At 66.3% G+C, this 12822-nt stretch carries 12 protein-coding genes; all 12 read left to right on the forward strand.

Features of this window, described 5'->3' with window-relative positions:
• Positions 1-96: 96 nt before the first annotated feature.
• The 12 genes from modA to AXF14_RS13450 all read left to right on the forward strand — a co-directional run bounded on the left by modA (position 97) and on the right by AXF14_RS13450 (position 12801).
• The gene (gene modA, locus AXF14_RS01335) at positions 97-978 is read left to right on the forward strand and encodes a molybdate ABC transporter substrate-binding protein (protein WP_067939416.1); all 882 of its coding nucleotides are present in this window, start codon (positions 97-99) and stop codon (positions 976-978) included.
• Positions 979-986: 8 nt separating this feature from the next.
• Complete coding sequence (locus AXF14_RS01340; protein ID WP_236755820.1) at positions 987-3035, forward strand: ABC transporter permease; 2049 nt, start codon at positions 987-989, stop codon at positions 3033-3035.
• 127 nt (positions 3036-3162) lie between these two features.
• Entirely contained in the window at positions 3163-4215 is a 1053-nt protein-coding gene (locus AXF14_RS01345) for a zinc-binding dehydrogenase (protein WP_067939425.1), read from the forward strand.
• 36 nt (positions 4216-4251) lie between these two features.
• On the forward strand, positions 4252-4410 hold the full coding sequence (locus tag AXF14_RS12985; protein ID WP_236756108.1) for a DUF2255 family protein: 159 nt from the start codon (positions 4252-4254) through the stop codon (positions 4408-4410).
• Between the two features lie 105 nt (positions 4411-4515).
• A complete protein-coding gene (locus AXF14_RS01350) occupies positions 4516-5490 on the forward strand; it encodes an IS481 family transposase (protein WP_067943867.1) in 975 nt (324 codons plus the stop codon).
• A gap of 12 nt (positions 5491-5502) precedes the next feature.
• The gene (locus tag AXF14_RS12990; protein ID WP_084355593.1) at positions 5503-5673 is read left to right on the forward strand and encodes a DUF2255 family protein; all 171 of its coding nucleotides are present in this window, start codon (positions 5503-5505) and stop codon (positions 5671-5673) included.
• 129 nt (positions 5674-5802) lie between these two features.
• Complete coding sequence (locus tag AXF14_RS01355) at positions 5803-6573, forward strand: SDR family NAD(P)-dependent oxidoreductase (RefSeq protein ID WP_067939428.1); 771 nt, start codon at positions 5803-5805, stop codon at positions 6571-6573.
• A gap of 175 nt (positions 6574-6748) precedes the next feature.
• On the forward strand, positions 6749-8395 hold the full coding sequence (locus AXF14_RS12995; protein WP_084355261.1) for an HsdM family class I SAM-dependent methyltransferase: 1647 nt from the start codon (positions 6749-6751) through the stop codon (positions 8393-8395).
• Positions 8392-9318, forward strand: a complete 927-nt coding sequence (locus tag AXF14_RS13000; protein ID WP_211260112.1) for a hypothetical protein — start codon at positions 8392-8394, stop codon at positions 9316-9318. The genes AXF14_RS12995 and AXF14_RS13000 overlap by 4 nt, the downstream gene beginning before the upstream one ends.
• Entirely contained in the window at positions 9315-10178 is an 864-nt protein-coding gene (hisN, locus tag AXF14_RS01375; RefSeq protein WP_067939440.1) for a histidinol-phosphatase, read from the forward strand. The genes AXF14_RS13000 and hisN overlap by 4 nt, the downstream gene beginning before the upstream one ends.
• On the forward strand, positions 10175-11338 hold the full coding sequence (locus tag AXF14_RS13005; protein ID WP_084355262.1) for a DUF262 domain-containing protein: 1164 nt from the start codon (positions 10175-10177) through the stop codon (positions 11336-11338). Before hisN ends, AXF14_RS13005 begins: the two co-directional genes overlap by 4 nt.
• Complete coding sequence (locus tag AXF14_RS13450) at positions 11335-12801, forward strand: OLD family protein (protein ID WP_150118378.1); 1467 nt, start codon at positions 11335-11337, stop codon at positions 12799-12801. The genes AXF14_RS13005 and AXF14_RS13450 overlap by 4 nt, the downstream gene beginning before the upstream one ends.
• The last annotated feature ends 21 nt before the right edge of the window (positions 12802-12822 follow it).

A 12822-nucleotide genomic window follows, 5' to 3' on the forward strand; every position in this document is an offset into this window, starting at 1 on the left:
CAGGACCCGGGGGGCCGGACACCCCGGTGCGACGCCGCACAGCGCACCCGCCGACCGAGCCGGCCTCGCAATCGCCCACTCCCAGAAAGGAACGCCATGCGCCTCTCGCGCCGCGTCGCACTCACCACCCTGTCCATCGTCTCCGCCGCCTCGCTCGCCGCCTGCGGCGGTGGCTCCTCCGACTCCTCCACCGCCGCCGCGAGCGACGCCGGCGCCTCCAGCGCCGCGACCTCCGAGGCCTCGGACGCCTCGGGCGCCGTCTCCGGCGAGATCACGGTCTTCGCCGCCGCCAGCCTCCAGGACTCCTTCGAGGAGATCGCCAAGGACTTCCAGGCGGAGAACCCCGACGCCTCCGTCACCTTCGACTTCCAGGGCTCCCAGGACCTCGTCTCCGCCCTCGCGGAGGGCTCGACAGCCGACGTCCTCGCCACCGCGAACAACTCGACCATGAAGGACGCCGCCGACAAGGGCCTCGTCGGCGAGCAGACCGAGTTCGCCACGAACGCTCTCACCCTCATCGTTCCCAAGGGCAACCCGGCCGGCGTCACCGGCCTGGACTCCTCGCTCGACAAGACCGACCTCGTCATCTGCGCCCCCGAGGTCCCCTGCGGCGCCGCCGCGCAGAAGCTCGAGAAGGAGCTCGGCGTCACCCTCAACCCGGTCTCCGAGGAGCAGAAGGTGACCGACGTGCGCGGCAAGGTCGAGTCCGGCGAGGCCGACGCCGGCATCGTCTACGAGACCGACGCCACGGACGCCGGCGACAAGGTCGAGACCATCGCCCTGCCGAAGAACAACGTCATCAACCACTACCCGATCGCCGTCACCAAGGACGCGAAGAACGCCGCCACCGCGCAGGCCTTCGTCGACTACGTCCTGTCCGAGAAGGGCGCGAAGGTCCTCCAGGACACCTACGGCTTCGGCGCCCCGGGCGCCGGCTCCGGCGCGAGCGCCTCGGCCTCCGCGACGTCCACGAAGTGACCAGCAGCGTGACTGCGAGCGCGCGCCCGACCCGTTCCCGGGCCGGGCGCGCGCCGTTGCCGGTCCTCGTCGTCATCCTCGGCGCGCTGGGCGGCTGCGCCATCGTCCTGCCCCTGCTGGGTCTGGGCACGCGCGTCGGATGGGCCGACCTCCCCACGGTCCTGGCCTCCGAGAGCGCCCGCCTCGCGCTCGGCCTCTCACTGCGCACCTGCGTCGTCGCCACCGTCATGTCCGTGGTCCTCGGCGTCCCCCTCGCGCTGCTGCTGGCCCGCCAGTGGCCCGGCGTGCGCGTCGCCCGCGTCCTCGCCGTCCTGCCCATGACGATGCCGCCCGTCGTCGCCGGCATCGCCCTGCTCGCGACGCTCGGCAAGCGCGGCGTCCTCGGCCCCGCCCTCGAGTCCACGGGCCTGCAGATCTCCTTCACGACGACGGCCGTCGTCGTCGCCCAGGTCTTCGTCTCCATGCCCTACCTCGTCGTCACTCTCGAGGCGGCGCTGCGCAGCCGGGACTCGCGCGCGGAGACGATCGCCCGGACGCTGGGCGCCCGGCCGTGGACGGTCCTGGCGCGCGTCACCCTCCCGCTCGTCGGTCCCGCGCTGGCCCGCGGCACCGCCCTGGCGCTCGGCCGCAGCCTCGGCGAGTTCGGCGCGACGATCGCCTTCGCGGGTTCGAAGGAGGGAGTGACCCGCACGATGCCGCTCGCGATCTACCTCGAGCGCGAGTCGGACACGCAGACCTCCCTGGCGCTCGCCGTCGTCCTCATCGCCCTGTCCTTCGTCATCGTCGGCGCGACCAACGTGCGCTGGTCCGCGCTCTGGCGCCGCCGCAGCGCCGACGGCGCGGCGGAGCCCGGCACGTCCCCCTCGACGGCCGAGTCCGTCGGCATCATGTCCCGATCTCGAGGTCAGGATGTCCCGATCTCGGCGACGGGGGCGGCGCGCGGGCGCGAGGTGGCGGTCGCCTTCACCTCACCCGAGCGCGACGTCGCTCTCGACCTCGACGTCGCCGCCGGGCGCACGCTCGCCCTCATCGGCCCCAACGGCTCGGGCAAGTCCACGACCTGCCTCGTCGTCGCCGGCCTCCTCGACGCCACGGGCGGCGCCGTCCGAGTCGGCGAGCGCACCGTCGACGACGGCGGCACCGGCGCCTTCGTCCCCGCCGGCCGCCGCGACGTCGCCCTCCTGTCCCAGGCGCCCGGCGTCTTCACCCACATGAGCGTCCTCGAGAACGTCGCCTTCGGCCCCCGCTGCCACGGGGTGGGCCGCACCGCTGCCCGCGAGCGCGCCCGCGCCGAGCTGGCCGCCGTCGGAGCCGAGCACCTCGCCGCACGCGCGGGCTCGGAGCTCTCCGGAGGGCAGGCGGCCCGCGTGGCCCTCGCCCGGGCGCTCGCCACCGACCCGGCCGTCCTCGTCCTCGACGAGCCGATGGCCGCGCTCGACGTCACCGCCCGCGCCGAGATGCGTCGCCTCGTCGCCCGCCGCACCGCCGAGGAGGGGCTCACGGTCCTCCTCGTCACCCACGACGTCCTCGACATCACGGCCCTGGCCGACGACGTCGTCGTCCTCGAGCGCGGACGCGTCGTCGAGCGCGGCGCCGCTGCGGAGGTGCTCGCCGCCCCCACCACGGAGTTCACCGCCCGTCTCACGGGCACGAGCGTCCTCACGGGCTCCCTCGCTGGGGACGAGTCCTCCCCCGCCCTGGTGCTCTCCGACGGCACCCGGGTGGCCGGGCGCCCGGACGCCGCCTGGGACGGGGCCTGTGCCGGGTCCCGCGGCGTCGCGCTCGTGCCGCCGGACGCCGTCGGCCTCTACCCGGTCGACGACGGCGGGGCGGCGGCGGGCTCCCAGGGCTCGCCCCGCAACGCCCTGCTGGTTGCGGTCACGGCGCTCGACCGCGCCGGCGCCCTCATCACGGTCGCCCTGGAGGCCGCGGACGGGCAGCGGCTCGCCGCGGTCGTCACCGCGGGCGCCGTCGCCGAGCTCGGGCTGGAGCCAGGAACGCAGCTTCGCGCCGTCATCAAGGCGGTCCAGGTGCGCGTCCTCCCGGCCCGCGGCTGAGACACGCCGTCGGCCCGGCTCAAGCGCGTTCGCCCTGCGCGGGTGGCCCTGCCACGACCTCCCCCGGAGGAGAGCGCGCCCGTAGGCTGGCGCCATCACCACCCACCTGCACCAGGGAGGCCGCTCCATGAGCACCAGCACCACCGACATCCCGGCCACCATGAAGGCCGTCATCATGAACGCCCCCGGCGAGGTCGTCGTCGAGGAGGTCGAGACCCCGCGCGTCACCGGTCACGGCGACGTCGTCCTCCAGCTCGCCGCGGCCTGCGTGTGCGGCTCCGACCTGTGGCCCTACCGCGGCGCCCAGCCCGTCGACCACCAGCGCATGGGCCACGAGTACGTCGGCACCGTCGTCGAGAAGGCCGACGACGTCACCACCCTCGAGCTCGGCGACTTCGTCATCGGCTCCTTCATGCTCTCCGACAACACCTGCGAGATCTGCGAGGCCGGCTACCAGTCGCGCTGCGCCAACGCCGGCGAGTACACCGGCTCCCAGGCGCAGTACATGCGCGTCGAGCTCGCCGACGGCTCGCTCGTCAAGGTCCCCGGCGGCAAGCCCGAGGACCCGGAGCGCCTCGCCGACTACCTCGCCGCCTCCGACGTGCTGGGCACCGGCTGGTACGCGGCCGTCGCCGCGCAGGCCGGACCGGGCAAGACCATCGCCGTCGTCGGCGACGGCGCCGTCGGCCTGTCGGCCGTCCTCGCCGCCAAGGCCCTCGGCTCCGAGAAGGTCATCGCCTTCTCCCGCCACGAGGACCGCGCGGCCCTGGCCCGCGAGTTCGGCGCCGACGTCGTCATCCCCGAGCGCGGCGAGGAGGGCGCCGCCAAGGTCAAGGAGCTCACCGGAGGCTACGGCGCCCACGGCGTCTGCGAGGCCGTCGGCACCCAGGGCTCGATGGACCAGGCCCTCGCCTCCTGCCGCCCCGGCGGCTACATCGGCTTCGTCGGCGTCAGCCACGACCAGACGATCGAGGGCCAGAACCTCTTCCTCCACGAGGTCCACCTCGAGGGCGGCCCCGCCCCCGTGCGCCGCTTCCTGCCCGACCTCATCGAGCGCATCGACCGCGGCGAGATCCACCCCGGCAGGGTCTTCACCACGCGGGTCCCGCTGGACGACGCGGCCGAGGCCTACAAGGCCATGGACGAGCGCCGCGAGATCAAGGTCCTCCTCGAGGTCTGAGCCAAGAGCCTCTTCCCGAGCAGTGACATCGAGGCCATCGCCGCGAGCGACGACCTCCACGTCTCCCCCTTCCGCGAGGACGGCACCACCTACGGCACGCCGACCTGGATCTGGTCGGTCGTCGTGGACGGGCGCCTGTTCATCCGCGCCTGGAACGGCCCGAGCGGCCGCTGGTACCAAGCCGCGGTCTCCTAGGTGTTCTGTCCACGGAGGTTAGGTGCTGGGGCTGGACAAGGGGGAAGGCCTCCGGGTGAGGTGTGAAGCGACCAAGCATCCACTCCCCAACCAATGAAGGCCTTCATGACCCACGCTAACGCTTCTTTGACCCCAACGGGTCGGCTGCGCCTGGCCCGACTCATCGTCGAGAAGGGATGGCCCCCGGCCAGGGCCGCCGAACGCATGGGCTGCTCACCCACCACCGCCCGACGCTGGGCCACCCGCTACCGCACCGGCGGCACCACCGCCATGACCGACCGCTCCAGCCGCCCCCACCACAGCCCGACCCAGACCCCCAGGAGGACCGAGCGACGCGTCATCGCCCTGAGAGTCACCCGCCGGTGGGGGCCAGCACGCATCGCCTACCACCTGGGCATGCACCCCTCAACGGTCCACAAGATCCTGTCCCGCTACCACTGCGTGCCCCTGTCCTACACCGACCCCACCACCGGGGCGCCCCTGAGAGCCCACCGCAGCCGGCCCAGACGCTACGAGCACCCCTTGCCCGGGGACCTGGTCCACGTCGACGTCAAGAAGCTCGGACGCATCCCACCCGGCGGAGGACACCGCTTCACCGGCCGCGCCCAGGGCGTGCGCAACAGGAAGGGCCTCAAGCACGGCTACTGGTTCATCCACAACGCCGTCGACGACCACACCCGCCTGGCCTACTGCGAGCTGCTCGAGGACGAGCGCAAGGAGACCGCGGCCGCGTTCTGGGCGCGCGCCAACGACTACTTCCAGTCGGCCGGGATCACCGTCAAGCGGGTGCTGACCGACAACGGCAACTGCTACCGCTCAGCGGTCTTCAACGACGCGCTGGGAGACATCAAGCACTCACGCACACGCCCCTACCGGCCCCAGACCAACGGCAAGGTCGAGCGCTTCAACCGCACCCTGGTCCAGGAGTGGGCCTACGCGCGCCCCTACGCCAGCGAGGACGAACGAGCCGCCGCCTTCCCCCAGTGGCTCCACACCTACAATCACCACCGCCCACACACCGCCCTCAAAGGACACTCACCCGCCGACCTCGCACCTAACCTCCGTGGACAGAACACCTAGGGCGCCGGACGGATCACCGCCGCGGGCAAGACCTACGAGGTCGTCTTCGCCCCCGCGCGGGAGGAGCTCGCGGACCGGATCGACGCCGCCTACAACGCGAAGTACGCCGGATCGCCCTACCTGCCGCCGATGGTGGCCGAGGGACCGCGCAGCGCCTGCTGCGCGGTCACTGTCCGCGACTGAGCGCGACGCGCCGCACGAGTCGCTCGGAGGGCCGACGGCGCAGCACCCGCTGCGTCGTCGGCCCTCGCCGCGTCCCCGGGCCGATCCGTTCAGCGCGTGCCCGCACCGTGCCGTCGATACGCTGGCGTCATGGCACTCGCACTCGTCACCGGCGCCTCCGCCGGCATCGGCTTCCAGCTCGCCTTCCAGCTCGCCGACCGCGGTTACGACGTCGTCGGTGTCGGCGCCTCGGCGCGCATCCACCAGCTCGGCGAGCGGATCACGGGCGTTGAGGTCCTGCCCGTCCAGGCTGACCTCACGACGGCCGAGGGCGTCGAGGCCGTCTGGGAGGCCGTCGAGTCGCTCGGCCGACCGCTGGACGTCGCCTGCCTCAACGCGGGCCGGAGCCTCGGCGGAGCCTTCCTCGACACCGACCTCGACGACGAGCTCTCCATGCTCGCCCTCAACGTGACCGGCCAGGTGCGCCTCGCCAAGCACGTCGTGCGGCACATGGCGAGCAAACGCGCCGGCCGCGTCCTCATCACGACGTCCTGCTCGGCCCTCACGCCGACGCCCTACGAGTCCATCTACGGGCCGACCCGCGCCTTCATGCTCAGCTTCGCCGAGGGGCTGCGCGAGGAGATGAAGGAGCACGGCGTCTCCGTCACCGCTCTGCTGCCCGGGGCCACGGCCACCGAGTTCCACCACACCGCCGGCATGGACAACACCAGGTTCGGCTCCAACGACTGGAAGAACGACCCGGCGGTCGTGGCCGAGCAGGGCCTCGAGGCCCTCTTCGCGGGTGATGACCACGTCGTCGGCGGCGACCAGGCCACCAAGGACGACGCCGCCCTCAACAGGACGCTCAGCGATCCCGTCAAGGCGGCGAAGTTCGCCGAGGCCAGCCGGCCCAGGAAGTGAGCTCCCCTGGCCCCGCCTGCTCCCCTGCCTCGGTGGACCGACCCCGAACCGCCTCGTCCTCGCTCACGCGTCGACAGTACGGGCCGTACGCCCAGCGCACGCCTGCCTCGCATAGGATGTCCTAACTGGGGCCACCCGACCGTTAGTTGCCGAGCCGAAAGAAGTTGATCGTCTGATGCCAGATCTCGACGACCGTCCTCTTCGGAAGAGCCGCGGGGCCTTCTTCACGCCGCCCGAGATGGCGCGATACATCGCAGCCTGGGCGATCCGGGAAGCGACCGATTCTGTGCTCGAACCTTCCTGCGGGGAGGCTATCTTTCTTGAGCAAGCACACAGCGAACTCGTCGCCCATGGCGCACATGCCTCCAAGCACGGTCAACTGGTCGGCGTTGATCTGCATCAGCCATCCGTTGACCGTGCGCGCACCGTGCTGGCTTCCAACAACATAGATGCCGACCTGCGAGCCGGAGACTTCTTCGAGTTGGACATCGCCGCCGACTTTGACGCGGTCATAGGTAACCCGCCCTATATCCGGTACCAGGACTTCCAAGGGCAGACTCGAGCGAAAGCATTGGAGGCCGCCCTTCAGCAGGGTGTCCGGCTGAGCGGCCTAACCTCTTCGTGGGCACCGTTCACCGTCCACGCGTGCTCGTTCTTGAAGCCTGGGGGACGTCTCGGTCTTATCCTACCTGCCGAGCTCTTGTCCGTGACCTACGCGGGACCGGTCCGCAAGTACCTCCTCGAGCACTTCACCGACCTCCGTCTCATCGCTTTCGAGGAGCGCGTCTTCCCCAACGTACAGGAGGAGGTCGTCCTGCTCCTCGCAGACGGTTTCGCTCCAGAAGGTCCCGGTGTCGACCACTTCGAACTGGTCCAGCGAACCAACCTCAATGATCTCGAAGCACAGCCCGTCATCACCACCTGGGCACCGGCTGAACCAACCGACAAATGGCTCGGCGCGCTTGGAACGTCCAAGGCCCTCGAATCGATGGCAACGGGACCCGCGCCAACGTTCGTTCCACTGGACTCATGGGGCCATCTGACGCTCGGCACCGTAACAGGCGCCAACAAGTACTTCGCGATGTCTCCAGGGCGAGCGGACGAACTAGGTATCAGTGCTCGCGATCTCCTTCCACTGAGCCCGCCTGGATCGGCCCATCTTCGTAGCCTTGAACTCACATCGTCCGATCTGGCCGCTCTCGGCTCTTCCGAGAAGAAGACCTACCTCTTCTACCCAACAGAGCCTCTCACGCCGAATAGCACAAGGTACATCGAGCTCGGTGAAGCACTCGAGATCGACCACGCCTACAAGTGTCGAGTTCGCACACCATGGTGGAAGGTTCCCCTTGCCAAGAAGGCGGACATCTTCGTCACCTACATGAATGACGAGAGTGCCTCGTTATGCGCTAACGTCGTCGGAGCCATCCACCTCAACTCCGTACACGGGCTACTCCTCTCTGAAACTGCTAGGAAGGTCGACCCGCGCCTCCTGTGCCTAGCTTCTCAGAATTCTGCAACAGCACTCAGCGCCGAACAGAATGGCCGTTCTTACGGCGGTGGCCTGCTCAAGCTCGAACCAAGGGAAGCACGCTCACTCCTCGTGCCGACCATTGACCTCATTACCGAGCATTTGGTCGAGCTCTCGGAATATTTCGATGAAGCCAAGAAGCTCCTCAACGCAGGCGAATTCGCCGTCGTCCGAGCCGACGTCGACAAGATCCTCGGACTCGAAGCCAACGTCCGGGCAATCGACGAGATCCGCCAGACGCACCAGGCGCTGAGATCCCGCAGGCTCAGTCGATCGGGAAGGAGTCAACCGTGAGCGAAACCGATCTCACCGACCACGAAAAGAAGAGACTGGCGAAGGCGGCGCGGGAGCGAGTCCTGGCGGGTTATGACGCGCTTCTGGAGGAGCCAAACGTCACGTCACCGTGGGAAATAAGCGAAGATCACGCACTCTATGGTCCGGACCTCGAGCTCCTAAGTCGCATCATCACACTCCCAGTCCAGGAGCATGCAACAACACAGACTGGACTCCTCGGGCTGGGCCTGGACGCCTGGTTTGCTCAGGAGTTCCGACGTGCAGGATTCAATGCCGACTGGATTTGGCCGAGACCCTGCAACCCCCGCGTCATTCCTACCGAAATCACAAACCTACTCGAATCTCTCAACAAGAAGCGGGACGCCCACCTACGAACCGCACTCGAGCAGCACCTCAGAAGCGCCAGCAGTGTCGCTCCACGCGACGCCAACATCCTCGGCCGCGCATACGTCAAGCAGGTCGACGTTGCAATGTCGTCTTGGCAGACTGGACCAGAACTGCTCCTTTCTACCAAGTCAATGAGCTCATCATTCGGAAAGAATCTTGCTAATCGATTCGAAGAAGCCTATGGAGATGCGGGCAACCTGCGCGCTCGACACCCCCTGGCCGCGGTCGGATTCGCTTTTGCGACAAGTGCTGACATCTTGAATGAGCCGGCACAGGTTCGTAAGGCTGTCGACATGATGTACAAACTTCGCGACCGTGGCGATGGCACTGGCTACACCACTACCACCCTCATCTGCTTTGATGCCTCACCCGCGGGTGAAGCCATGATCATGCTCGACGCATTTCCTGAGGACCTCGGGCCCGGCCCTTTCATGGCCAAAATGATCGAAACCATTCTCGAAGCTGCGCCGGACTCGCGGCACGGAGAAGCGCGCCGCCTCAGGTACCCGGGTTCAGCCCTTACCCTCGACGCATGAGCACTCCCGCGAGCCCGACACGCCCCTCCCTCACCGACCGCCGCTGGCGCGACGACCTCCACTTGGCGCACACCATCGCCGACCAGGTCGACCCGCTCACCCGGGCCCGCTTCGACGCCCAGGACTTCGTCGTCGAGACCAAGCCTGACCTCACCCCCGTCACCGAGGCGGACCGCGAGGCCGAGCGCGCCATCCGCGACATGCTCGCCCGGGCCCGCACGCGGGACTCCGTCCTCGGCGAGGAGTTCCCGACGACGGGCTCCGCACCGCGTCAGTGGGTCATCGACCCGATCGACGGCACGAAGAACTTCGTGCGCGGTGTGCCCGTGTGGGCCACGCTCATCAGCCTCGTCGAGGACGACGAGGTCGTCGTCGGCGTGGTCTCCGCCCCCGCGCTCGGCCGGCGCTGGTGGGCCGTCAAGGGCGGCGGCGCGTGGACGGGCCGCTCGCTCGCCTCCGCCAAGCAGCTCCACGTCTCCAGCGTCGCGGACCTCGAGCACGCCTCCCTGTCCTACTCGTCCCTGTCCGGCTGGGCGGAGACCAGGCGCCTGCGCGGCATGCTCTCCCTCATGCAGTCCTGCTGGCGCACCCGAGCCTACGGCGACTTCTGGTCCTACATGCTGCTCGCCGAGGGCGCCGTCGACCTCGCCGCCGAGCCCGAGCTCGAGCTCTACGACATGGGCGCCCTCGTCCCGATCGTCACCGAGGCCGGCGGGGTCTTCACCTCGCTGTCGGGGCAGCCAGGACCATGGGGCGGCAACGCCGTCGCGAGCAACGGGCTCCTGCACGACGCCGCCCTCGAACTCCTCGCAACCCCCACGGATAACATGCCCAAACACGCCAACAGGACACAGCAATGAAGATCCAAGCCTCTGACCCCAATATCGAGACCATATTTAACCGAATTATTGCCAACAAACTTGACCTGCAACCAACCTTCCAACGAGGGGAAGTCTGGGATCTTCCGAGGAAACAACGCCTCATCGACACTATCCTAAGAAATTGGTACGTCCCGGCAGTTCACGTCGTCAAGACTCCCGATGGCGCACACGAGGTCTTAGACGGACAGCAACGCCTAGCCTCAATCCGAGATTTCATGCAGGACAAGTTTGCTGTCAATGGAACCATAGAGCCACGAGATGAGCGTATTGAATCCCTCGGCGGACTCCGCTATTCCGCACTGCCGAGCCGCATTCAGGACGAATTCACCGACTTTACAATTCGCCTGATTACCCTGACGGATTATGATCCGGACGAACCTAACGAGCTATTCTTCCGCTTAAACCAGTCATACAACCTCACCCCACCGGAAAAACGCAACGCCCTCCATGGGACGGCGCGCGACCAAATCCGAAACCTAGTTGGGGAACTTGCCGAGATCGGGCTTCTTACACCGGCGACCGTCGGACTCTCAAACACCAGGCTGGCTTACGACGACATTTTGGCCAGATGCTGCATCGCACTCGAACAAAATACTCTACGGAAACATATTACGAATCAGACGGTCGAGCAATTCTACAGAGATCAGGATTCTGGATTCAGCGACAAGACCCTGACTCGAATGCGAACCTCGGGTGAATGGTTGCTCAACGAGATCAACCTCCACGATGCGCGAATTCGTTTCAATAAGGGAACCCTTCAGACCTGGCTAATTTACGGAACTCGTCCATTAGGGCCGCGAGCCGATCTGCTGAGTCCATTCGAGCGATTCAGAACCGGCGCCAAATTCACGGGCACCAGAGAGATAAATAGCGGGCCACTATCCTCCAGTCTCTACCCAATAGCTCGCATTTACAATGACCGCAGCGCCTATCGCGTAACCGACGTGAGCTCCGTACTATTGAGGCACCTAGTCATCCGCCTCTTCGAATATTCCACTTCGCAGACCCAGGAGAAGCGCCCAGAATTCGACGTGATTCTACGCGGACTTTCCGCCTCGCCGAGCGACGCGGAAAGTATTCTTCACACGTTCCTTGACTCCTCCGCATGGGGAGCAGACCTCGAGAGCCGTGAACTATGACTCGTACCGCACGCCAACTTGATTCCTGGCGCCATCTCGGGCAGCGAACAAGGGGATCCGACCACCAGCAGATGCGTAGCGACCTATTCAGATTTTATTCTGATACGCCACTAGCAGCGGTTTCAGGACTGAATGGCTCGGGGAAAACTCGTCTGCTCTCCGATGTGGCCGCCAATTGGTGCGGGACGAGCGAGGTCATCTCGCTTCACGCCGAGTGCGAGCGGATGCTTCGAGTACTCGAGAGTCGCGACGATATCGCGAACCTGCGAGTAGACTCTGACGAGTTCCGACAGTTCCTTGGCGAGAATGATCGTCAGGATATCAGGGCGTACGAAGAGGCCATCTGCGAGGTAGTAGGCCGTAAATACGAACTCATTGAATGTTACCAACTCGACTATTCCGACACCGCCGACGGATCAGCTTCACCAGAGCAGACCATCCCCTTCTTCGTCGTACGTTCACACGACACGACCTACACCTCACTCCAGATGGGGCTCGGCGAACTATCTACATTTACACTATTCTGGCGCCTCGCTCGTTTGAGACAACAACTTGAGGCCAACGATGATCGGGCCGATGACACAGCCCTTGCAGATGATGCGTCCTTCAATCCCGAGCCACCCGAGGTGCTGATAGCGCTCGACGAACCGGATGCATATCTGCCCCCACAAGGCGGCCTCGCGCTCCTAAATCAGATGGCAGTGCTGTGCGACACATTCGATTGGTCGACAATCGTGTCCACCCATTCCCTACCTGCGATCACGCTCGCACATCATCATGGCTCCCTATGGGTATTGCCGCAACGCCGCTCAGACGAGTCACATGAGGTCGCAATTCATTCTGAGAAGAATCCTGACACGCTGATCTCTATCATCGGGAAGCCGAATGCCGAAGTTGTCATCTTCGTCGAAGACGAGTCAGCTTCAGCCCTGATCTCAGCAATACTCTTGAAGGAGAGCAGGACCTTGCGGTCCTCATGTGAGATCTTCTGGGTGAACGGGACAGGGCCACTCGACACGATCAGGAAGACCCTCCCAACAGAAGGGCGCGACGCGCGAATTCATTACTTGTTCTGCTACGACGGCGATGCGCGGGCAACCGGATTTGAACACGCCCCCGAGGATGAGCTCACTACAAGGAAAGAGCGCGAAAGAGATCCTCGCACCATCTTCTTGCCCACGACCTTTGACCCGGATTCATTGCTGATGTCGCTCGCCAATGTGAGGGCTCTGCCGGCGCATCTCGCGCAGCGAACAGCGCGAGACGAAAGCGTAGTTCGGATGATCCTCGATGGTGTTGAAGGGCGCGACCCCCACGACTGGGTGAACGGGTTGGGGGAAGAGTTGGGGCGCCAACTAATCCTTCGTTGCTTGCCGTCACTGTGGCTCGATCACGACAAATCGCCACAGGCACAGGGGCAGGTTGTTGACATTATCAAGCGGGTACGGAAGGCGATGGGATGACTTCGGCATTCCGAGATGTCA

The organism is Actinomyces radicidentis (assembly GCF_001553565.1).
Lineage (GTDB): Bacteria > Actinomycetota > Actinomycetes > Actinomycetales > Actinomycetaceae > Actinomyces > Actinomyces radicidentis.

Excerpts from the sequence above, each read along its gene's own strand:
- modA (WP_067939416.1), top strand. The coding sequence starts at position 97 with ATGCGCCTCTCGCGCCGCGTCGCACTCACCACCCTGTCCATCGTCTCC.
- AXF14_RS01345 (WP_067939425.1), top strand. The coding sequence starts at position 3,163 with ATGAGCACCAGCACCACCGACATCCCGGCCACCATGAAGGCCGTCATC.
- AXF14_RS01350 (WP_067943867.1), top strand. The coding sequence starts at position 4,516 with ATGACCCACGCTAACGCTTCTTTGACCCCAACGGGTCGGCTGCGCCTG.
- AXF14_RS01355 (WP_067939428.1), top strand. The coding sequence starts at position 5,803 with ATGGCACTCGCACTCGTCACCGGCGCCTCCGCCGGCATCGGCTTCCAG.
- AXF14_RS12995 (WP_084355261.1), top strand. The coding sequence starts at position 6,749 with ATGCCAGATCTCGACGACCGTCCTCTTCGGAAGAGCCGCGGGGCCTTC.
- hisN (WP_067939440.1), top strand. The coding sequence starts at position 9,315 with ATGAGCACTCCCGCGAGCCCGACACGCCCCTCCCTCACCGACCGCCGC.
- AXF14_RS13005 (WP_084355262.1), top strand. The coding sequence starts at position 10,175 with ATGAAGATCCAAGCCTCTGACCCCAATATCGAGACCATATTTAACCGA.
- AXF14_RS13450 (WP_150118378.1), top strand. The coding sequence starts at position 11,335 with ATGACTCGTACCGCACGCCAACTTGATTCCTGGCGCCATCTCGGGCAG.